A 21,381-nucleotide genomic window follows, 5' to 3' on the forward strand; every position below is an offset into this window, starting at 1 on the left:
TATGGGCTAGGCAGTGGCCACTTCCGCTCGGAGGGCCTCGTACGTCGGGAATGTCCGGCCGACCTTCTTGCCGCGTGTGATGATGTACGAACCCTGTTCGGTGCGGCGGAAATATGTATCGCCAAGTTTGCCTTCGATCGGATTTGCTTTCGTATGCTCGATCACCTTCTCAACAATGCTGTCCAAGTACGTTTTGTCGTTTAACGCCAGATACTTTTCGGCAAGCAGATCAACGGCGGCGGGACTGATGGCGGCGACCTTCGCTGCGGCAACTGCCACATCCGCGTCGACCTCTAAGAGGGTGTTCCAGCGCCTCATGTCGGGCGCTGGGGTTCGCGCCGCCAGGCTGGGATCAGTTCCGACGAGGAAAAGAACGATGATCCCAAAGATCCCGGTGATGCAACACGCGATCCCCCATGCCATGACATTTCGATTGCGGGAACGCGCCATAGCGGCCCCGATCATTCCGAAAACAGGTGCGAGCAAAATGGCGATCAGCATGATTGGTCCCTCGTTGTTCATTTCTAGGTTGTAAGCTCCGACGCGTAAATTTTTGGAAAAAAGGCTTTGAAGACTTGAACCCTCGCCCACGGCACTTCGAAGGATTCGAGGAAATCGTTACTGGTTTCGTCATCGCCCTGCAGTCGCTCGAATGTTGACAGGGTTCACAGGCCAGTAGCGTCGAATGATGAAGAACAATCGCGTCGAGGATGGGGCTTCCCGACCTTTGTTGACTACGCGTTGCGTTCGATGGAAAAGCAGATTGCGTACTCAAACAGGAGAAAGCCATGGCCGAGACCATTGCGGAACAACCAGTTGCAACAAATGAGGGTGGTATAGAAAAGGAAAAGCCGAAGCCGTCGAAGACTAAGAAGTCGTCGGGCCAAGCTGCCCGGAAACCTGTCGGAAAAACTGCTGAAGGCACGGCGCGTAGGATCGGGAAATACACTGACCAAGAGCGCCGAGTGAAACTGAATGCGATCGACGACATGGTGAGATCGGGGACCCACAATCTCAAGGCTGCAGTTAAGGAGATGGGGATTGGTGATCAGACCTACTATAATTGGAGGAAGGCGCTCGCCACTCCAGACGCCTTGAATGAAGAGCTGGCGGCAGATCATGGCCCGGCGGGCGCTGACACGTTCCAGGATCTGGTGCGGCTTGAGGAAGAAAATAACCGGTTGCGAAAGGCGCTGGCAGAAAAGTTGCACGCGGAGAATGCTGAACTTAAAAAGAAACTCGGATTGGACTAGCAACGGACTTCGCCCCTCGCTGAGGCGGACTTCAAAGTAGCCAGCGCGCCACGGTTCTTAAGCGGAAGCAACGATGGAGATTGGAGGGCTCGTCAAATGATGGCCCGCCGCTTCCAGCGAGCCTTGCGTCGACAGTTGCGATTTCTAAAGAGTAAATTGACAGCCGCCGCTCCGGAACGTATCCCCGCGTAAGTGATCCACGAGTATCCGGATGGAGACAAGCAGTCCTACATGAGAGCGTCGATAAAAACATTCGTCGTCGAGGTTAAGCGCAATCGCCGGCTTGCAAAGCCTCGCGTAGACTCGATCTGGGGAGATATAGACTTAAGATCCGCGGCTCGGGAAGTAATCGGGTTCGATTATGTCGACTCTGGCCGCGAAATCTTCAATACCGGGGAAGAGACATCTCTGGAAGTGAAGGGGGAAACGGAAAAGTCTCAAGTTCTCGCTTCGGATGTCCCTGAATTCGCGGCGGAACTCTACGACGCTGACGACCCAATCGAAAATGTTGTCGCACGGAAACCGCCTCGGCGGTCGCCACGAAAAAAGAAAGCTTTTCGGGAACAGGACCAAGGAAAGCTGCTTCGCGTCGCCGATGATGAACCGGATGCGACGCGACCGACGTTCGCTGACCTAGAATCGCTTGCTGTTCTCGAGGCCGAAAACGCACACCTTAAAACTCTCTGGGCGGAACAGCTCCGGCGAGAAAACGAACAGCTCAGCATAATGCTTTCCCGAGTTTCGTTCGCGTCTGTGCATCTGCCGGATTAATTCCTTTCCTAAATCGCACCGGCGCTCTTGCCATGACTACGGGGGTGAGAAAGACTTCCATAAGGGAGATAATCAGATGCAGTCAGAAGCGAGCAATGGAGTGGATCCACAGGAGCTGCGTTATGAGGACGGTATTGTGATTTTCTGTGGTGAGTTTTCGGAAAACGATCAACGGCTACTTAGAGAGGCCGCCTTGTCCGCGGTTCAACTCGATCTAGTCCGGAGTATGCCAAGCACGCTGTCGCACTTCACGACCAGCGCACGCAATGTCGTCGGTAACATCAGAATATGCTGATAGCTTTGATCCTTTGCGTGTGTGCTGAGTTCGCACAGATCGCCCTCTGCGTCAAATTTGAAGGCGTCCTTCATTTCAGACGCTGAGAAGTTTTCGTAGTCCTTCGAGGTCATTTCGGGTCGATGATCACGAAGAAGATGAACAGCTTCTTCATAGGCCTCTCTCTCGGATCCAGTTCTTTCCTTTTCCTCCCAGCCAATGAACTTATTCGTCAAGAGTTCGCGCCCCTCGGCAGCGAAGTGCGTGAGCGATTCGCGCATCACGATCAAACGGGTCGACCGACCGTCGATGTCAACAAATCGAAAAATCGCGCCTCCACCGAAACTGGTGACCGCGGCGATATTGAATGAGATGGCGAAGAAGGCTGTTGGCTTTTCGGGACGGTTCATAGAGTGGTCGCTACCTTGAATTGAATAAAAGCCATCTATCAACCAATACTTAATTCGAGATAAACGCCTGAAGTCCCGACTGCTTCCAGCTTAATCTGGAAAGGGTCTTGGCTTAGATCTCGGACAAGCCCATCCAACGGTCAAGATGAGGAAGAGAACCTGCGTCTGCTCGGGGCGCGGGCCGAAAAACTGGACGTGAAGTATGTCGAGTGAAAAGCTTCGGAGCATCAGGGTGAATCCTACCAGGCCTGAAGTTCCATCGTGAATATACAGACTGCCTCAGTTTTCGACCGAATGAGGGCTTGGCTGGCGGTATCAATGCAAGCCTGGTGCGGGTCGAGCCTTCGCGAAAGGTATTCTCTTCCGGACCATCCGAAATGGTTGGGACAGGCTCTGCGCCGTCACCCGAGCGGGTAACGGGCTAGGACGATCCCGTTTACCGTAAACAAAGTCTTAATTTACTTGTAGTTGAAAAATTCCGCGTCCTGCATTAACCACCAATTCTAAGGGGATAGGGGCGCGGAAAAATTTGTAGATTCCTTTTGATCGTCGCATGGGCGCTTACCGCATCGATCGCGGTGTCTGGAGAAGCCGTCAGGGTTGTCGACGGCGACACCTTGGACATTGGTGGCATTCGCTACCGGCTTCATGGAATTGATGCACCGGAAGCGGGCCAAGCCTGTAGCGCCAAGGGCGGCGGTACTTGGCCATGCGGCAGAGACGCGATCCGCCAGATTGAAGATCTCGTCCAGGGCCGTAATGTCACATGTGAACCCAAAGGCCGCGATACCTACGGGCGAGTGATCGCCGTCTGCTTCGCCGACGGCGGCGAAATCAATTCCGCCATGGTTCGCGCTGGACTGGCCTGGGCATTCCGGAAATATTCCGAAGACTACGCTCAATTGGAGCAAGAGGCCCGGCAGGCCCAGGTGGGCGTCTGGCAGGCCGAAACCGAGACACCTTGGGACTATCGCGCTTCGAAGTGGGCTTCTGCAGTATCCCAGTCGCCGAACCAGGCGTGTCCGATCAAAGGCAACATCAATCGTCAGGGCGAGCGCATCTATCACGCGCCGTGGTCCCGAGACTACGCCAAAACCAAGATCAATACCGCCAGCGGTGAACGCTGGTTTTGCTCGGAAGACGAGGCCGTTGCGGCCGGTTGGCGGCCTCCAATGTGGGGGCGGTAGCCGCACCTCTATCTCAGGATAACATCATGGCACCTCGATTTGACTCGCTAAACAAGCTCTTCGAAAGCGTCCGGGAATCGAACCACGATTTCCGCGTCACCACCGATCCGTTCCCGCCGCTCGACGTCGACAAGCTGGAACGGACCCTGGAGCTGGAAGAAAAGGGCACGCGGAACGGCAAAGCAAACACGCCGAAAGAGGACTCGCGCGATCAGGACGAAGTCGAGAGAGGCATAGCCGAACGGATCGAAAGCTTGCGTGACGACGCATACCAGGTACTTGAGGGGCATCTAAGCACCTACGGTACGCGTTTGCGCAACCTCGACTTCGACGGCCACTTCAACAGAATCCAAGTTGTCAACAATGCGAGCGTCGATGACTTCCGTGCCGACGTGGCCACGGGGCGCGACGAGCTTCATGGCCTTCGGAAGGATCTGAGAGAGTCGGATGTCGAGCTTGCCAATTTCCGCAAGCTGAATGGTCTTGAGCTGAGGGTCGCCCGCACCAAAGGGCGGATGGCGACCATCCTCAAGTGGTGCGTCATCCTCGCCCTGTTGATCGTCGAAACGATGGTAAACGGCATCTACCTCGCTAAGGGCAACGACCAAGGCCTTGTCGGCGGCATCGGATACGCCTTTTCGTTCGCGTTCGCGAACGTGGTCTCGACAGTCGTGCTGGGTCTTTTCGTCGTGCCGCGGGTCGTGCACCGATCGTTCTGGTGGAAGCTGGTGGGCCTGCTGGGCATCGCCGCCTGGCTGACGGTGGCGTTGGGCCTGAATCTGGTGATGGCCCATTATCGCGAAGTCTCCGCCACGGCGTTCGACAATGTCGGCCGTATTGTCATGGAGCGCCTGACCAATGCGCCACTGGTCATGAACGATATCGACTCGTGGGTGCTGTTTGCCAGCGGCGTCCTTTTCTCAACGATCGCACTCATCGATTCCCTTCTGATGAAGGACCCGTACCCGGGTTACGCCGACACCTACACCCGGTACGTCGACGCCCGTGACGATTACATTGATCGCAAGGCGGATCTGATCGATCAGCTGAAGGGGATCCGCGACGACCACAATCAGAAGGTCGACGGCATCATCCTTGCTCTTTCTCAACGCCGGAAGGAATGCGCTGCCATCATCGACAGCCGTACGAGGATGATCAAGCAGTTTTCGGAGCACCAAAACCATCTCGAAGTCTCTGGTCGGCGCCTGTTCGCTACCTACAGGGAGGCCAACCGAGCCACCCGCACCGAACCTCAGCCCAAACGGTTTTCGACGCAGTACAGCCTCGATCGGCGAAAGCCTGCCATCGATAAGTCGGACGACTGGAGCGACAAGGAACTGGGCGAACGCATCAAAGCAGCTCAAGCCGAAATGGCAGACCAGATGAAGCGCATCAGCGCCGAATTCGAAGCCGCAGTCACCGCCTATCACCAACTGGACAATCTTTTCCCGGAGACGATCAATGGCCCGGCGCAGGCGTAGAAGAAAAGACGGGTCGCCGTGGGCGATAGTCGGCATCATCGGCCTGATGGCCTTCGTGTTCCTGAGCGTTGCAGGCTATGCGATGCTCAAGATCCGGGCTGGTGAAGCTGTGGCGCTTGACGACGATCTATGCCCCGCGACAGGCCCGGTGTCCGTTAGAGCCATACTGCTCGACTTGACCGACCCAATCTCGGAAATCACGCAAGTTGACCTGAAGCGCCAGTTCGAACGGACAGTGTCGGAGATCGAAGTCGGCGGCCTGCTCGAGGTCTACGCGCTCACGGACGAAGAAGGGAAGCTGACCCGGACCTACCGGGGGTGCAATCCAGGTGACGGCGCGACCGCGGATCCGTGGACATCCAATCCGCGAAAGAAGCAGCAGCGTTGGGAAGAGGCTTTCAACAAGCCGCTGCAGGATCTTTCGGAGTCAATTGGCAGCGGCAGCGAGTCGAAGCATTCACCAATCCTGGCAGGCATTCAGCGCATCGTGATTGAGAGCTTCTCGGCTGGCAAGCTAGAGGGTGCCTCTAAGCAACTGTATGTCGCCTCCGACATGATGGAGAACACGGACGCGTTCTCGATCTACAAATCCGGTGCTGACTACGAAGCGTTCCGCAAAAGCGCTGCGCGCGACAAGTTCAGAACGCCGCTTGATGATACCGAAGTCAAGTTCTGGGCATTCCAGCGAGAGGCTGCGGCCAAAGTAAAAGACCTTCCGGAATTTTGGGCGGCTTGGGTGAAAGCGAACCGAGGCGACCTCGTCGGTTACGAGCGACTTGCAGGGATTGAATGATGAGGAACATCGACATTAGGACGTTCGTCCGCGATCACGGACCAATTTGTCTCTTCGTCTTGATGACGATCATCGGGGCGGCCGTAATCTGGTTTGGCAAGCTTTACGACCTGGACATCTCGATCGTCACCACCATCCCGATCGTCTTGATGCTCGTCTATCTTGTGCTCAACCTGCTGCCCGGACTCAGGGTTCGCAGCGAACAGGCCGGTGACAACCTCTACTACATGGGGTTCATTTTCACCCTCGCGAGCCTCGGAATCTCGCTCTACAAGTTCACGGGCGAGGCCTCGATCGAGGACGTCGTGCGCAACTTCGGCATCGCGATCGTGTCGACGATCACGGGCATCGCGCTTCGCATCTTCTACAACCAGATGCGCCGTGACCCGGCCGACATCGAAACGGCAGTGCGCGTCGAGCTTGCCGAGATGACGCGGCGCGTCAGGACCGAGCTCGACACATCTGCACTCGAGTTTTCTAGCTACCGCCGCACCAGCAACCAGATGCTGTCGGAAGGCTTCGAGGAGATCGCCAGGCAGGCGCAAAGGAACGGGGAAGCCGTCAGGGCGTCGATCGAAGCAATGTCCGTCAAGGCTACGCAGACTATTCAAGAGACCTCGGAGAAATTGCTGGCAACGCTCGAGAAGACGCACGCACAACTTGCCGAACTCGCGGACAAGAATGTGAAGACGGTCGAGCGGGTCGCGGAACAGGTGGACAAGTCGGTCGGGCAAGTCGTCCAGCGCGCCGATGCCCTTTCGAGTACGATGGAAAGCCTGACGGCAAAGTTTTCGATCGCAAGGTCTCCCGACGAAATCCTGCGCGTAGACGTCACTCCCGCGATCGAAGCTCTGAAAGACCTGGTTGACGGCAACGTGAAGTCGATCGAAGCCAACACCGTGGCAGCGCGCGATACGGCCAAAAAGGTGATCACCGCCATCGGTCCGTTCAAGCAGGTGGCAGCACAGCTAAACGCGCTGTCCGTGGACATTAAGGGATCCACCGCCGCAGTGGGTTCGTCCGCCGAGGCGTTGGGCAAGGCGTCCGAACAGATCCGGGAGGCAATGGACGCAGTCCGCTCCATGCTTGATGCGGAGCGCAACACGGCTGAGCAGGTTAGGAATCTCGCCGGCGTGGTGAACACTCTCGAGCTTCGCAGCTCGGAACGCGACGAGCGGGGCGCAGTTCAGAGCGACCGTATCGAAATAGCGCTGGCGAAGGTCGAAGCCATTGTCGCCGTGCCTGCTGTCGCAGAGTCCGCGTCAGTAGTGGATGAGCCTGTAGAAGCCTTGGAGAAGCCCGCGGCGGATTCGACGGAAACCAGGCCGATCATGCCGGCGCCGGCTGGAGAGGACGCCATCACGGTGCCGGAGATGACCACCGCCGCCATTGAGGCAGCAGAACCGCAGCCTGACAAGTCGCGGTGGAGCATCTGGAACCGATGAGCAACACCATCGCAGGTGCCGAAGGGCGCGGCTACAATCGTGGGCTCATCCTTGGCTTCACAATGGCGGAATCGTTGCTGCTCGTCGTGTTCTGCCTGCTGCTTGTGGCCGCCGCGATTATTTCGAAGGAACGGCAGCGCGCGACGGAGGCTGAGCAGCGAGCGACCCGTGCAGAGGAGCAGGTTCTGGCCAAGAGCCACGATGCCGAAGAGCTGCAGAAACAGATCAAAGAGATGCAGGTTCAGCTTGCCGCCGCCGGACGAGACCAGTCCGACGACGAGTGGCGTGAGCTGGTGCTCGCCAAAAAAGCCGTCGAAGCGTTGGCTGTGAAGTTTTCCGACAAAAACCCGAAGGAGATCGTCCGCAAGGTCACTGACATGCTCGAAGATTACCGAGAACTTCAGGCGGCCATTCCGTCTCAAAAGCGTCTGCAGGACGAGCATCTGAAGGCACTGGCTGAAATTTCTCGGTTGCGACAGGACTTGGATTCCAAAGCGAAAGAACTGGCGTCGCTTGAAAAGCCTTCGAAGCCACACGAGTGGCCGCCAATCATCACACTCAGCGAGGCTAACAACAACTACTTCCGCTCAGGCAGTGCCGAGTTGACCGTGGCGTTCGCGACCAAATTGAACAGCTCCATCGCCGACCAAATAGCGAGCAACTTGCAGGCCTACGGCGCGGATATCGTGGAAGTCATTGGCCACACGGACGAACAGCCGATTTCCCGTGCCGGATCGAACATGGACAAGAACGCCATCGACGTGCTCCTGGCTCACAAGAACGTAACGTCGCTCGAGCCAGCTGACAACGCGGGTCTTGGTCTGGCGCGAGCGATCTCGGTCGCGAACGTATTGAAATCCAACAAATCGCTTGCGGATATCACCGTGCTCCCACTTTCGGCTGCTCAGCTAATCCTGCCCGGCGACACATTGACGCGCGGCGAGGCGGGCGATGTCGAGACACGCCGCCGCATCGAAATACGCATCAGAAGACGTGAGGTGGCGGCGCAGTGATTGGTGGAGAAAGCGGGTAGCGAGAGATGATATCGGACGACAAGCACTTTGAGTTGATCACGGCGGCGCTCCAACGCTTGACGATTCCAAACTCCGAAGTCTCGTGGAACACGCGTATCGACAACAGACAGTTCGATGTTTTGGCCCGGATTAACGTCGGGCTTCATTCAGTGCTGCTTGCGTACGAAGTGAAACATAGATCGCGACCGGTCGGAGTAGATGCGGTCGAGGCTTTCGTGACTAAGGCGAGGGATGCGAACGTAAACAAGGCAACGTTCGTCAGCACGTCTGGGTTTCAAAAAGGCGCTGTTAACGTTGCGAAACGGCACGGGATCGACCTCTTCACCTTGAGCTTGCAACCCAGTGATAAGCCTAGCTTTTCACCGCAGGCGTCATATCTTGTCTTCAGCCGACTCGGCTCAGCGAATGCACGGCTGTCGGAAATAGAGGTGGTCGAGACCGACAAACCAATGAACGCGGTCGTGAAGTGCGTCCTCCACTACGTCGACGGGCAAGAGGTGGTGCTACCCGATGAGCCGACGCAGATGACCTACTGCCTCGAGCGCAGCAGCATTGGAAAGAGGTCGTTGGCGGACCTGATCAAAATACAAGCGGGCAAGCCGGTGGCTACGGGCACTACGAACGTGCGTTACGTTCCGGTTGACGGCGAAGTAGTCCCGCCTGACGAGTTCTTCATCCACCGGGGGAGGCTTCTCCAGATAGAGCTTCACGTGGAAGGCGTTATCGGCAACGTGCTTGGCGGCGACGTCCGTATAGATCTCACGGCGCTGCAGAATACAGTCCGCTACCAGAATGTAATTTCTGGATCGATCGCGGAATTTCCGCTGTCATCACTGCCCGTAGGCGAACCTACATTTACGCCCGGAGCTTTCTATTTCTTGGAGAATCCGCTCCGATACTACTATTGCGACGCTGTTAGAGGAAATATTGCTACTATTTTTTTAGTGGAGAGTTTCCAGTTGGGGCATCTATTTGGGGCGGAATTCACTCAGGAAGTGCAATTCGCATCGTTTTATATCCCTCTGGATGACCGGAAGATTTTGGAGCGCCTGCGGCGTAGGCTCCAGCGAATGAAGTCGCAAAGTGTTCTCACCTACCGCCCTGGATAGAGTCTAATCAGAGCACGGTCCCGTCGCCATCCCGACGGCGCAGGACTCATGGTTGTCTTCGCATCCTCGCACGGGATTATAGTTCCAGCGCGGCTATTGCAGCGGAGGCAATCCGGTCCCAGCCCAGTTGGGTCACGACAAATAGAGCGGCAGGTTCGTCAACCTCCAGGCGGCCGCTTTTGACGAGCGAACCGATTACCCAAGCGTCGGGGCGAAGGAAACCGTCAGAAAATTTTATGCCCCGCATCGGAATGCTGCCTCCGCTGAAGAGGGTATATCCGAATAGGAAAGCGTCGGTCCTGGAGCTTTCGCCTTTGGCGTTGTTAGCGTTTTGCCCCCAGGCCTCGAACTTATCGAGTTCGAAGAAGGGCGTCGCGCGAACAGTCCAAGCGGACGCTCGCTTGCCGTCCATCCTCAGGCAGATCTTATCGAAGATCGACCGGGCAGCAGCGCACGTCAAGTACATTGCAAATCGCCTTTCTGTTGATGAGGTGCCCTCCGCACTGTGATGGCATCAGAAGAACGTTAAGTTAATGGGGCATGGCCAGCGGTCGCCGACTGACCGTCATGTGCGGGTGAGGCTAAGCAGTCGAACTGCCGCATCTGTGACGACCGCGGCCGTCACGAGGGGACAAAGTAAAGGTGCTGTCGGACCGAGTTAACTCGGTCCGGTGTTTTCAGGAAGGGCGACCGAGACGAGTTGGGGTTCGGTTCGGCACGAGCGACGTATGCCGTTGGTGGCGCTAGTGACGCGCTGTCCGTTGACAGGACCCCGAGATCGGAGATGGCTCAATCCGCCCATTCGCGTCGAACAAACTGTCCTATCTCGTCGGCACGCTTCTTGACTCCAGCCTCGGTCCAACCACCAGCCTCCTTGACCAGGCGACCGACAAGCATCGTGCCTCGGATCCCGCACGCCACATAAGCTTCGGCTTTATCCTCCGGTTGATCTGCTTGCAGCGATGAGTTCGGCTATTCGGATTTTCGTGTGGACCGCGGCTTTCAAGCGACGCATCCACGTTGAGCAAAAGTCCGAACTACTGCGTCCGACTTGAATGATGCCAGCCGGAATAGAAGTCCCGGACGATGACATCTCCCAAGGCGGACGACCGCATGCCCACAGAACATTCGCGTTCCGTGGACATCGGAACCCCGAGTGCCAAGCGGCACGTCGGGGTGCGGGCGGCGGTAGCCAATCTTCGCCGCTTTGATTGTCCGATGGACGTCCTGCCATGAGCCGAGTTCGGCGGGCACCTTCCCATTCTTCCATAGACGGGAAACACACCCTTCCTCGAGAGCTGGCAGGACCTCCTTCATTCCAGCCAGACGGGCGATGCCGCGCCTGGCGATCTCCGTTGCCGACGCACAGGCGTCGGGGGCATCGAAGGCGAGGTTTCCAATGGTCGAGGAATACCCCGCCCAGACCTCAAGCACTTCGATCCCGGCAAGTCGGGCGCGGCGTATCAGCATCTGCACGAACACAGCTCTTGCCCAGTAGTTCAACAGCCTGTTGAGGGTGCGGTTCTTGCCGCTCGACCGCAACTTGCCAAGGCCCTTCTCCAGAACGATCGCGCCGCAGCGATGCTTGCGCGCCATCGAGATGGCGCGGTCGCAGGCCGCTGCCAAGGTCTCGCGCACAAGCTCTGACGACGAATCCTTCGGCATGTCGGGCTTCACCAGGGCATGTTCCAGCAACCTGGTATCCTTGACTGACGTGGCGTTGGCTTTGTTCGCCGCCGCCGCGAAACCGATCCAGTTGGGATTAAGATCGATACCGAGGCAACGCCCCTTGATCGGCACGACCGGTCGCCGCCGCTGCGGGTGGTTCGGCAGATGGGCAGGATCGAAGGTCACGCTCACATGCGTGTCGCTGATGGCGAAGCTGACATTGATGCGATCCGCCTCCGCCTTCTTTGCGCAGATCTCAGCCAACTGCCGCATGATGATGCCGCCGTTTCCGGTCATGCGGGCGAGGTTGAGAACCGCCGTGCGCGTCACCGTCTTTCCTGAGCGGCCGCCACTCTCCTTGCGGCCAATCCTGACGACGACCGTTGTGTCGTCGACCAGGTGGATGTTTTGGTTTCCGCGCACCTTTTGTCGATCGCCGAAGCTGACGAACGGGTGTAGCCTCTTGCGCTGCCACTCGTCCCTTGAGATCAGACCCTTGCGCCGGCGCTCGAACGCCTCTTTACCGCCGAAGATCGCCGTACCATCGGAAGACAACTTGCGCTTCCACATGCCAAGCTTCGTCGCGCAGTGGATAGCCCAGCTGTCGAGCAGACCCTTATGGGCAAACCGCGCCTTCACCAGATTGCGCAGGTCCATTTCCTTCGTCTTGGAACCGTCGGCGAGCAGCGCGTTAGCATAGGCCGTTCTGATCGCTGCCGATTGCACACGGCGCAGATCGTCGAGGAACGACTGGTCGTCATCTGAACAGCGATAGGGGACGGAGATGGTTTGCAAGACAGGAACATCGTTGGATGGATGTTCCTATTGGACAGTTGAATCCTTGCCGGGGTCAAACGCCGGCGGAAATCGGATTGCAACTCTGAGCTTCGAACAACTTTCGCCGCGATGGTCAGAGGATTCGCGGTTCCACACGAAAATCCGAATAGCCGCTTTATCACGCTGTTCCGGCTAGGCCCATGTTCAGGGCTATACGGCTCTGGCGATATTGGACCGAAGTCATAGCTGTGCATGCGTTCGATATCGCGGTGTTTGCCCAACAAAACTCCGTCACCTCACGCCGCCGCGACGAATACTGATTTGACAAGGCGATATTATTGAATGAACTTCCGATGGTCACCTTAAGTTGCGGGACTCAACGTAAGGTGATGCTGGGGGACATCTCGACGATTTCGTTGCGTCGAGTGTCGCCGGCGGCGATCCTTGATTGATGACGACTGGGGTATTGGAATTGCGGGGAAGGGATCAGTTCGGGCTGCCGATGCTTGCGGTAGTGAGAGCGGCCGCGCGTGAGTTATCTCAAGTTGTTCCTGAGGGCGCCGACCTGGGAGAGGTCTGCCTGCATCTTGGTTCATTTGACACCAAGGCCGTGGACGTTTTGCGTCTTCGCCTGTCGTCTTTGGCAGCGAGCGAGCGAAACTACTGGATCGGCACCCTTTACACGCTGATGATCTCGGCGGACTTGCGGCGTGCTCAAGCCACGTATTTCACTCGCCCGGATCTTGCCGAAGCGGTTATCGACCTGGCGATCGAGCATGGATTCGATCTTCGGGAACATAGTGTCCTCGATCCCGCAGCTGGTGGCGCTGCTTTCCTTTCGCTGATAGCCCATCGGATGCGAGCGGAAAAACTCGATCCGGCAGACATCGCGAGCAGGCTGAACGGAGTGGAGATCGATGTCAGCCTCGCCACGATGTCCGAATCCTTAATCGCCGAACAGCTCGAAGGATACGCTGGCAGGCGCATCGTCTCTCCTGGGGACAGCCTCCGTCATGAGTTCGCGAAATCCTATGACCTTGTGATCGCGAATCCACCATACGGCAGGATCACTGCCAAGGATTTGGAGAACGACCACTGGATGAAGGTCGCCCACAGCGGGCATATCAACAAGTACGCAGTATTCACGGAGCTATGTTTTAGACTGACGAAGCCCGGCGGTCTTGTCGCACTAGTCATCCCGTCGAGCTTCAAGGGCGGGCCGCTCTATGACCGGATGCGCTCCTTCATCGCCAACCGCGGTCAAATCCTCGCCCTTGGCACCGTGGTCAGCCGTGAGGACGTCTTCGCCGATGTTACCCAAGATATCAGCGTACTACTTGTGAGGGTCGGCGGCTCGCACCCGCCATCCGCAGCAGTGAAATTCCCTTCGTTTATTGCCGGAGGCATCGCACGCCCGGTTCCGGCCGGGATCCTGCCTGGGGATGTGTCCATGCCGTGGCTGGCGCCTTGGGATTCGCGTCGAGACCGGGGAGGTGCCACGATCGCGGACTATGGTGGTCATGTGAAAGCTGGATACTTCGTTTGGAACCGCTCTCAGGAGAAGTTCTGCGCGTCGACGGATCCGGGTGCACTACCGCTTTTCTGGGCCAAAAACATCCGCGCAGGTACACCCTGCAAGCCGCGCAATCGCAAAAATGACGGCACTGACTTTGTCACGGTTCCGAAGGATAGCCCCGCGATAATCAGCGGGCCTGCCATCATGGTCCAGCGCACGACGAACAGCAGCCAGTCCCGAAGAATAGTAGCCGCCGTAGTGGATCAGAACTCGATCGCGGGGTGGCCGGGCTTCGTCAGTGAGAACCATACGATTGTCATTACGGGCGACCGTGCCGACGATCTCGCGCTGTTAGCCTCGCTGTTAAACACGAAAGCAGTCGATGAACGTTATCGCGCGGTATCTGGCACTGCCACGGTGTCCGTGAAGCTTCTCAGGGAACTGGATCTGCCCTGGCCGCAGTCGTTCCGCGACGCCCTTCTAAACGGTTTCGACGCGGAGGAGGCGGCCGTGCTTGCGTATCGGAATGGCGAGCGGCGTCCTCTTGCGGAGGCTTCGTGATGAGAGGTGACCGCAAGGATTTCAGAGGCGCTCCGGGAGCAGCCCTTTCCGATCGTCTGCGACAGCAGCAGGAACAGGCGCAGCGCCGTTCCGACATGTTTGCCTCCCGGAAAACTCGATCTAACGGGCCGTTCGCTGGCGGGCAGGATCGCGCAAATGAGAACCTCGTTGAAGGCAGAAACGCGGACGCATGGATCGAGGCGTTGCGGAAGGTTCCCTTGAAGGCGGTCGCTTGTGAACCGCTTCCACTCTCAGAGGTATACGAGAGCATATTGCGCGCGGCGGTCGGATCGATGGACCAAGGGAAGCCAGTCGTCGTGATGACATGGCCCGCAGGGGATATCTGCCTTTCGGCGGTTACATCCCTGCTGGCACTCGCAGATGTCGCGGCATGTCCGGGGGTTGAGGTCGAAGCCCACGGGGGCAGGGTGAATTCATTCGAGCGCCCGCGCGGTCTGAAGGCCCTCATTTATCCGTACGCCCGCACCACCCACGAAGCCGCGCGGGATATCCAAGTGGACCGCGACTACCTCTATCGCACACATATTGCCCATCTCACGAGGCACACGAGCGGGAACGACGACCGTGAGGCGCTGAAAGACTACCACCAGATACTCAGCCGGGTGCGCACCCTCAATGGAAGGCGGAGAGACGGAAGTGTCCGCCCGGAGTTCGAACATCCGACACTGGATGAGATCATGCCACACGGCAACTGCGAGGGGACGGCCCATCCGAACGGCACGTTGCTCTGGAGGACGAGTTCGAGAACCGATCTAAAGGAGCACAACACGGCCCGCACCCACGCCGACGTGGGTAACAGCGCGAGCTACTTCCTATACGGGGCGCGCAGGGGAGATGAGATCGGCTTCCGCAAGATCCGGGGCGGTCTTGACCTGATCATCTTCGATCTCACGAAGAAGGGCCGGCTCAGACTCGGGGAAGACTGGGTCGTCACGATATCCCGGATGTACCGTCACCTGCGCAAGTTGTTCCCCTTCGCGGGCGTAGTCGCCGTGACAGAGGATCCATGGTCTTTCGACAAGGCCAGATTCGGAATTTTCAATGATGAGCCTTCGCAGCTGAGAAATCGTGTCGTCCGGCCGTCCAGGTCTTTGACGGTCACCGCAATCTCTTCTTCGATACTCTGTGATCGTACCGAAAAGCCGACTTGGGTCGGCGGAGGCGATGTCCGTGCGAAGGGGTTCAACGGCGAAGGCAGAGCGGTCGCGGAACAGCTCCGGGTCGTCCTTAATCGGCTTCATAGAGCTCGCGACCGGGATGGGGCCGCTGCTGTCAGTGACATCATGGGTAAGCTCCGGCGCGCTGCTTCGCTACCCGGCTCGCTGCACTCGCTCGCCGATCATCTCGTGAATGGAGAGGGGGAGACGGTAGCTATCAACGTGATGGACAACTACAGCATCGCGGAACAGGTCCGGTACCTCCGACAGCCCTCGTCGGCCGCCTTCGTCATCGGCGGCGAGGATCTCGCGGGTCCATTGCGCGAGGCCACGGCCGTCATGAAGCGGCTGAACCAAGCCACGCCGATGTCGTACATGCTCGAGGATGAGGTCTCTGCCATACTGCATTCCTCCTCCAAAGCCCTCTTCATGTTCCGCAGTCAGATGATCGCCGAGTTCGCTCGAACTGCGCTGTGCAAGCGGCTGCCGAAACTTTCGAGCCGTCTCGAAAAGGAGATGATCGTCTTTTCGGGGCCAGGTGGACGTTTGGACGTAGCGGGCCTCCCAGTGTCGGAGCGGAACAAGTTCAAACGAATATACGTGGTTGCGCCGTCGCGGGACGGCGTACTGACCTTCTTTGCGCGCGAGTGGCTGCCTTCTGAGGTCTATGTCCTGGCGGACGGCGACACACTTGCCTATTCGTCCCGCGATGCCTTCCGGCTCGCAGATCAGGTCAAGGAACCTGAGATAGCGTCACGTCTCAGGAAATATGCGTCATCGGCGGCCGAGGAGATCGCTGGCCTCGGAATGTCGCCGATCGAAATCACCAAAACGCCGGATCTACCCGAGGAGCTTCAGTTTCCTTCAGAGTCGGTCATCAACCTCGCTGGGGACATACGTGCAGCCAGCGGCGATCTTCTGGAGCTCGCGATGGACAGCGGCCAGAAAATCATCGCGCGTCCAGGGACCGGCCTCGTTCGCCAGGATCGATCGAAGTCCATCACAGCTTTCCGCCAGATCGAGGCGAAGGATGTGAAAGTGGGGGAAAATGTCTGCGTTATCAGCTCGGGTTTCGTTGACCGCGCACGCCTTCTACTCAGCATCCCAGCGAATGCGTCAGAGGCAATCCGCGGATATCATCAGGATGTCGTTCGGAGGTTCTCTCTCCTCCCCGGCTTCCATGAGACGGACAAGATACGGACCCTCATCGACCGGATCGGGGATCCCACCCTGCAGGTTCAGACGGTGCGGCGTTGGATTCATCTCGACAAACAATTGCAGGCGCCTCTCCACGAGGTTGTGACCCAAGCTCCACGAGAGCGGGAGACCTTCCTGAAATTCACGGCTGCACTCGGCATGAGCGATGATCTGGCCGGACGCTTCTGGCACTGGGGCGTGAAGGCGCAGCGGAGCTTCAGGATGAAGGCGGGGATGGAATTCCACGATGCGTACCGGAACATCCTGACGGACCCGCATGCCGCGCTGGCCTTTGCAGGGGATGCTAAGCGCGTCTCTGAGATCGAAGGGCTGCAGCGCCTGGCAGAGGAAAACGTCAGTCAGGTGACATCGGTGAGGAGGTTCAAGCAGTGATGGTTCCAAAGAACGCCGCCGAGCTAGGGAAGATAGACGTCGAACTCAAGGAGGCCGTCTGCGATGCTCTCGTCAACATGATCGCCCGCAGGTCTAGCGGCACTGACGAGGCCGGACGCATCGTATACGGCAAGTCACCGCAACGGAGTGTGTTCTCCGGTCAGCTACTGCCTCGTCTCTCCAGCGCCGACGTTGACGAAACTTCGGACATCCGGATCGCCGCCATCGGCATCGACTTCAACATGGATGCGGCCTCGACCTCCATTCTGGAGGCGAAGCCCAAATTCTCTGTCTATGTCCGCGTCCTTCCGACGTGGGAGGAGATTTCGAGCGATCGCTTTGGAATCAAGATCGACTTCAAGCTCCGCAACGACAAGAAGCGGGAAATTGACTGCAAGATCAAGGAGCGTCGAGAGGAGTTGTACGCGAGGGAGAATCTGGCGCAACCCGACTGGGGTTCTCTCGATCCTGACCAGCGGCAGCGGCTGAACCGTCGCCGCGAGGAGATCCAAAGCCAGGTTCGCACCAGCGTCTACGCCGAGTACGGGATCCGGCTTGACATCGGAAGCGCCATCCTGCGCGAGCCATCGGTTGACGAGCAGGAGGACGTTGGAGCCGCAACCGCCTCGGCTGATGGCGACGATGCCCTCGAATCCGAACCGAGACCGGACATCGGGCGACTCGTGACGGCTGGTGCGACGATCCCGGCATCCCTGCACTCGCCAGCGCCCATTCCTCCCAAGTGGATCAGAATTGATCTTGAGCTACCCGAATGCAGATGGGCCGCAGACCTGTCGGACGATGCCCTGAAATCGGTATTGTGGGAGCATTCCATCGCCATGAACGCCGCCATCACGGCGCAGCTTCGCAGCTGGCTTCAGGGCGAGGGATCAAAAGTGGCGTGGCGCGACCGAATGGTCACTCAAGCCGATGCCGCGAACGAAGAAAGCTGGAACAGCTTTGTCGAAAGCCTCGCGAATGAGACGGCGGATCCGAAGATTTTGCCGAGCCTCGCGGGAGTGGCTATGCGGATCGAGAGACAGCGCGACTTCTTGGATGCAAGTCGCCTATCGCTCCGGGTAACGCTGGACAATTCGTGTAAAGAACTCAGCAAGATCGATGCCCGGTTCCAGTGCAACGCCATCTTCGGCACCGGAGTTACGATACGTCTGGCCAAGGTCGCACATCGCCCGGTCAAGCTTGACCGAGTCGAGCCGTCCTACAGGTTTCGGGATTACATGAGCTACCCCGCAATCGGCCTGAACTGCGGCGTGGAGACGGACGAGCCGTCGGAGGGAGCCATCGAGCTATCCACAACGTGGGCACCTAGATTCAATCAGCCGCGAGTGGTGCCGAGGAACATCAGGCTCGAGTATCGATTCCGGCCGCTCGCCGACGGCCATGACGTTTCGAAGCTCGGCATACTCGTTGACGAATATCGAACCTGGATCGATGAGCAGCAGGCAACGCTGAAGGGTTCAATCACTCAGGGGCTCGGATATGAGGATGGAGAACGTGAGCGAGCGCGCTTCGAAGAGGATGTTGCAGGACAGCGCACGGAGGCGCGCCATATCGAGCAGGGGATCAATATTCTCGTAGCCTCACGCCAGGCAGCACTTGCGGTGGCGAACGCCTCCGGTTCAGAACGCGAGCTTTTGATCCGCAAGTCGATTCCATGGCGCTCATGGCTAATGCTGAACGAGTCCTTCGCGCGTCGTGACGAAAAAACGGGCCTCAAAGACAGAGGCTGGAGACTGTTCCAGCTTGCGTTCATTCTCGCTCACATACCCACGTTTGCCTCGAGGCTCGAGGAATTCTCCGAATTCTTCGACGCGGATCGAGACGAAATCTCCGCGAGCCTGCTCTACTTCCCCACCGGAGGCGGAAAATCGGAAGCCTTCTACGGCGCCCTGGTTTTCGCCATTTTCCTCGACAGGCTTCGGGGTAAGGACCGCGGGATCACGGCGATGATCCGATATCCACTGAGGCTGCTCACGCTGCAGCAGGCGCAACGTCTCCTGAAGCTCATCGTCTGGAGTGAGATCGTTCGAACGGAGAATGGAGCGGGATCTTGGCCAATCGAGATTGGCTTCTGGGTCGGCGCATCCAACACACCGAACCGTTTTGCCAAGATTGGACCCGATCTGCCAGATCTCGCAACCCAGAGTAAGGGCGATGACTTCGCCCTGGCGGCCAACTCCGAGGCGAAGCGCTACCAGGACGCACAGGCATCCTACAACAAGGTTCCGGCTTGCCCGTGTTGTGGCGAAGCGACAGGTCTGAGGAGATACAGGGCAGCCGGAGGGAAGGAGCGGGCTGTCATCGTTTGCTTCGACGAGAAATGCGACTGGAACAGGTCGCATGGCAGGATCGCTCCCCTGCCGTTCTTGCTCACCGATGACACGATCTATCAGCGCGCGCCGGCTATCCTTCTCGGGACAGTGGACAAGCTGGCCATGATCGGCCAAACCACCACGACAATCACGGACATTCTGGGCATGTTCGGGCTCGCTCGATGGATCGGACCCGATGGCCATTTCTCCAATCCGTTCCAAGAGCAGGATCTCGCGAGAGGACCACAGAGCGTCGGCGCCTCTCCCGTGTTTCCCGCCTACGACGGCGGGAAGAAGATCTTCAAGGATCCTTTCCCCAGCCTTATCATCCAGGACGAAGCTCATCTTCTTGAAGAGAGCCTAGGTACCTTCAGCGGTCTCTTCGACACCCTTCTTGAAAAAACGCTCATTTCGATCGACGATATCTGCGGGAAGCAGCTTAAAGTCGCTGGATATCGCGACGAGCAGGGGAAGTGGTCACCGCGCCTTCCAAAGATCATCGCCGCGACCGCAACGATCAGTGATCCTGAACGCCAGATCAAGACACTCTATCAGCGCAAGCCTGTGCGGTATCCGTACCCGGGGCCGGACATCTATCGTTCATTCTTCTCCGAACCCCAGGAGGCTCCTTCCGCGAACGGCGAACGGTCGGCCCTTGCGCAGTCGTTGCCACCACATCTAGCTCCAGAGGCCACCACACCGCTGATGCGCCTATACGTGTCGCTGATGACCAATGGAGCGACCCACACGGTGACAACGGTAGGTGTACTCAGTTCCTTCCATGCGATCGTCACGGGTCTCTGGCAGGATCTGCTTGACCCGTTAAAGACGCAGGCCGCCGTCGCAGCGCTTGCTGCGGCAGTCTCACCGGGGCGGGCTGGCAATTGGCGCAGAGCCGCGATCCAGCGAGCGGCCGGCGAAGGGAGAGCCGACGAGATCATGGCACTCGTCGATCTCCATCGCATTGCGCTCGCTTACGTCACGAACAAGAAAGGCGGCGACCAAGTCATCGATGCCCTTCACACGGCGGTCGCGCAAAAACACGAGGTCGCAGGCCTGCCCCACGATCGCTTTGTCAGTCGCCTGATTTCTGGGGGCATCGACATGCAGGAGATCCAAAGCGTCATGAAGCTCGCGGAGACGCCCTTCGAAGGAGGGGCCTATCCGAGTATCGGAGACACCCTCAGAAACATCGTCGCCACGTCCGCAATCAGTCACGGCGTGGACGTGGACAGGTTCAACAGCATGTTCTTTGCTGGCCTTCCCTCAGATATTGCCGAGTATATCCAAGCTTCCAGTCGCGTCGGCCGCACCCACGTCGGGTTCGTGATGCTTCTGCCGACCCCGCAGAGCCGTAGGGACCGGTATGTGATCGAGACGCACGACATATTCCACCGTTTCCTCGAGCGGATGATCGCGCCACCTGCCGTCGAGCGGTGGTCGGAGACCGCGATCGAACGGGTTCGACCCTCCTACGTCCAAACCTGGGCGATGCTGAAGGACGCAAGCGCGTTTCGGAGCCTTCCCGACGAGCGGAAGTCACAGTTCAAGACGCATGACTCAACCAGGGTGCTCAGCAACTTGGCCCGGGCAGACAATGTCCGCTTCGCCAGCGACATTGGTCACTTCATGCTCGATGCCTTGGGTGTCGCAGGCCGCGGCCCGGAAAAGATCGGGGAACCACCTGCGCGCGATTTCTATAGAGGGCGGACAGATGCCGCCGCGCAGGTGTTAGGGAGGGCAATAAGGGACTTGGACATAACCGCCCGGCTTCGGACGTTCTGGGAGGAGCAGGACTCCAAGCTCCGAATGCCCATGACATCGCTGCGGGACGTGGATGAGGCGGGCATCATCCGGGCCTCTGATTATGACCGCGGATCGAGAGGTGGCTCCAGGGAAATGAGCCTGGATGACATTGCCATCGCAATGAAGATCATCCGGCGGCAACGCGGCGATGCTGCTGAAACGGACACAGATTTCGACGAGATTGCGGGAGACTGA

The 21,381-nt window shown here is 58.2% G+C and carries 15 protein-coding genes; 11 read left to right on the forward strand and 4 right to left on the reverse strand.

Annotated features, from left to right (window positions below):
- Nucleotides 1-6: 6 nt before the first annotated feature.
- Entirely contained in the window at nucleotides 7-501 is a 495-nt protein-coding gene (locus tag LAC81_RS30270; protein WP_223728356.1) for a hypothetical protein, read from the reverse strand.
- Nucleotides 502-788: 287 nt separating this feature from the next.
- On the opposite strand from LAC81_RS30270, the gene LAC81_RS30275 reads away from it, so the two are divergent.
- Nucleotides 789-1,253, forward strand: coding sequence for a transposase (locus LAC81_RS30275; protein ID WP_223728357.1), 465 nt, complete (start codon nucleotides 789-791; stop codon nucleotides 1,251-1,253).
- A 231-nt stretch (nucleotides 1,254-1,484) separates the two neighbouring features.
- Nucleotides 1,485-2,024 (forward strand): hypothetical protein, encoded by a 540-nt coding sequence (locus LAC81_RS30280; RefSeq protein ID WP_223728358.1) that lies wholly within the window; start codon nucleotides 1,485-1,487, stop codon nucleotides 2,022-2,024.
- A 204-nt stretch (nucleotides 2,025-2,228) separates the two neighbouring features.
- Here LAC81_RS30280 and LAC81_RS30285 read toward each other — a convergent pair whose 3' ends face one another.
- Entirely contained in the window at nucleotides 2,229-2,708 is a 480-nt protein-coding gene (locus LAC81_RS30285) for a hypothetical protein (RefSeq protein WP_223728359.1), read from the reverse strand.
- A gap of 542 nt (nucleotides 2,709-3,250) precedes the next feature.
- On the opposite strand from LAC81_RS30285, the gene LAC81_RS30290 reads away from it, so the two are divergent.
- The 6 genes from LAC81_RS30290 to LAC81_RS30315 are packed head-to-tail and all read left to right on the forward strand — an operon-like array spanning nucleotide 3,251 to nucleotide 9,757.
- Nucleotides 3,251-3,895, forward strand: coding sequence for a thermonuclease family protein (locus LAC81_RS30290; RefSeq protein WP_223728360.1), 645 nt, complete (start codon nucleotides 3,251-3,253; stop codon nucleotides 3,893-3,895).
- Complete coding sequence (locus LAC81_RS30295) at nucleotides 3,868-5,376, forward strand: hypothetical protein (protein WP_223728361.1); 1,509 nt, start codon at nucleotides 3,868-3,870, stop codon at nucleotides 5,374-5,376. Before LAC81_RS30290 ends, LAC81_RS30295 begins: the two co-directional genes overlap by 28 nt.
- On the forward strand, nucleotides 5,357-6,169 hold the full coding sequence (locus LAC81_RS30300) for a hypothetical protein (protein ID WP_223728362.1): 813 nt from the start codon (nucleotides 5,357-5,359) through the stop codon (nucleotides 6,167-6,169). Before LAC81_RS30295 ends, LAC81_RS30300 begins: the two co-directional genes overlap by 20 nt.
- Nucleotides 6,169-7,614, forward strand: coding sequence for a methyl-accepting chemotaxis protein (locus LAC81_RS30305; RefSeq protein ID WP_223728363.1), 1,446 nt, complete (start codon nucleotides 6,169-6,171; stop codon nucleotides 7,612-7,614). Before LAC81_RS30300 ends, LAC81_RS30305 begins: the two co-directional genes overlap by 1 nt.
- A complete protein-coding gene (locus LAC81_RS30310) occupies nucleotides 7,611-8,627 on the forward strand; it encodes an OmpA family protein (RefSeq protein WP_223728364.1) in 1,017 nt (338 codons plus the stop codon). The genes LAC81_RS30305 and LAC81_RS30310 overlap by 4 nt, the downstream gene beginning before the upstream one ends.
- Nucleotides 8,628-8,653: 26 nt before the next feature.
- Nucleotides 8,654-9,757, forward strand: a complete 1,104-nt coding sequence (locus LAC81_RS30315) for a restriction endonuclease (protein WP_223728365.1) — start codon at nucleotides 8,654-8,656, stop codon at nucleotides 9,755-9,757.
- A 76-nt stretch (nucleotides 9,758-9,833) separates the two neighbouring features.
- On the opposite strand, the gene LAC81_RS30320 is transcribed toward LAC81_RS30315, so the two are convergent.
- Both LAC81_RS30320 and LAC81_RS30325 read right to left on the reverse strand, forming a co-directional pair.
- The gene (locus tag LAC81_RS30320) at nucleotides 9,834-10,223 is read right to left on the reverse strand and encodes a hypothetical protein (RefSeq protein WP_223728366.1); all 390 of its coding nucleotides are present in this window, start codon (nucleotides 10,221-10,223) and stop codon (nucleotides 9,834-9,836) included.
- A gap of 536 nt (nucleotides 10,224-10,759) precedes the next feature.
- A complete protein-coding gene (locus LAC81_RS30325; protein WP_223728367.1) occupies nucleotides 10,760-12,220 on the reverse strand; it encodes a hypothetical protein in 1,461 nt (486 codons plus the stop codon).
- 433 nt (nucleotides 12,221-12,653) lie between these two features.
- Here LAC81_RS30325 and LAC81_RS30330 point away from each other — a divergent pair, with 433 nt between their 5' ends.
- The 3 genes from LAC81_RS30330 to LAC81_RS30340 are packed head-to-tail and all read left to right on the forward strand — an operon-like array spanning nucleotide 12,654 to nucleotide 21,381.
- On the forward strand, nucleotides 12,654-14,279 hold the full coding sequence (locus LAC81_RS30330; RefSeq protein WP_223728368.1) for an Eco57I restriction-modification methylase domain-containing protein: 1,626 nt from the start codon (nucleotides 12,654-12,656) through the stop codon (nucleotides 14,277-14,279).
- Nucleotides 14,279-17,047, forward strand: a complete 2,769-nt coding sequence (locus LAC81_RS30335) for a hypothetical protein (RefSeq protein ID WP_223728369.1) — start codon at nucleotides 14,279-14,281, stop codon at nucleotides 17,045-17,047. Before LAC81_RS30330 ends, LAC81_RS30335 begins: the two co-directional genes overlap by 1 nt.
- A complete protein-coding gene (locus LAC81_RS30340) occupies nucleotides 17,047-21,381 on the forward strand; it encodes a DEAD/DEAH box helicase family protein (protein ID WP_223728370.1) in 4,335 nt (1,444 codons plus the stop codon). The genes LAC81_RS30335 and LAC81_RS30340 overlap by 1 nt, the downstream gene beginning before the upstream one ends.

The sequence above is a fragment of the Ensifer adhaerens genome (assembly GCF_020035535.1).
In the GTDB taxonomy this organism is placed as follows: Bacteria; Pseudomonadota; Alphaproteobacteria; order Rhizobiales; family Rhizobiaceae; genus Ensifer.

What these genes read in the sequence shown, in the direction of transcription:
- LAC81_RS30270 (WP_223728356.1), bottom strand. Translation starts at nt 501, where the DNA reads ATGCTGATCGCCATTTTGCTCGCACCTGTTTTCGGAATGATCGGGGCC.
- LAC81_RS30275 (WP_223728357.1), top strand. Translation starts at nt 789, where the DNA reads ATGGCCGAGACCATTGCGGAACAACCAGTTGCAACAAATGAGGGTGGT.
- LAC81_RS30280 (WP_223728358.1), top strand. Translation starts at nt 1,485, where the DNA reads ATGAGAGCGTCGATAAAAACATTCGTCGTCGAGGTTAAGCGCAATCGC.
- LAC81_RS30285 (WP_223728359.1), bottom strand. Translation starts at nt 2,708, where the DNA reads ATGAACCGTCCCGAAAAGCCAACAGCCTTCTTCGCCATCTCATTCAAT.
- LAC81_RS30300 (WP_223728362.1), top strand. Translation starts at nt 5,357, where the DNA reads ATGGCCCGGCGCAGGCGTAGAAGAAAAGACGGGTCGCCGTGGGCGATA.
- LAC81_RS30305 (WP_223728363.1), top strand. Translation starts at nt 6,169, where the DNA reads ATGAGGAACATCGACATTAGGACGTTCGTCCGCGATCACGGACCAATT.
- LAC81_RS30310 (WP_223728364.1), top strand. Translation starts at nt 7,611, where the DNA reads ATGAGCAACACCATCGCAGGTGCCGAAGGGCGCGGCTACAATCGTGGG.
- LAC81_RS30315 (WP_223728365.1), top strand. Translation starts at nt 8,654, where the DNA reads ATGATATCGGACGACAAGCACTTTGAGTTGATCACGGCGGCGCTCCAA.
- LAC81_RS30320 (WP_223728366.1), bottom strand. Translation starts at nt 10,223, where the DNA reads ATGTACTTGACGTGCGCTGCTGCCCGGTCGATCTTCGATAAGATCTGC.
- LAC81_RS30330 (WP_223728368.1), top strand. Translation starts at nt 12,654, where the DNA reads ATGACGACTGGGGTATTGGAATTGCGGGGAAGGGATCAGTTCGGGCTG.
- LAC81_RS30335 (WP_223728369.1), top strand. Translation starts at nt 14,279, where the DNA reads ATGAGAGGTGACCGCAAGGATTTCAGAGGCGCTCCGGGAGCAGCCCTT.
- LAC81_RS30340 (WP_223728370.1), top strand. Translation starts at nt 17,047, where the DNA reads ATGGTTCCAAAGAACGCCGCCGAGCTAGGGAAGATAGACGTCGAACTC.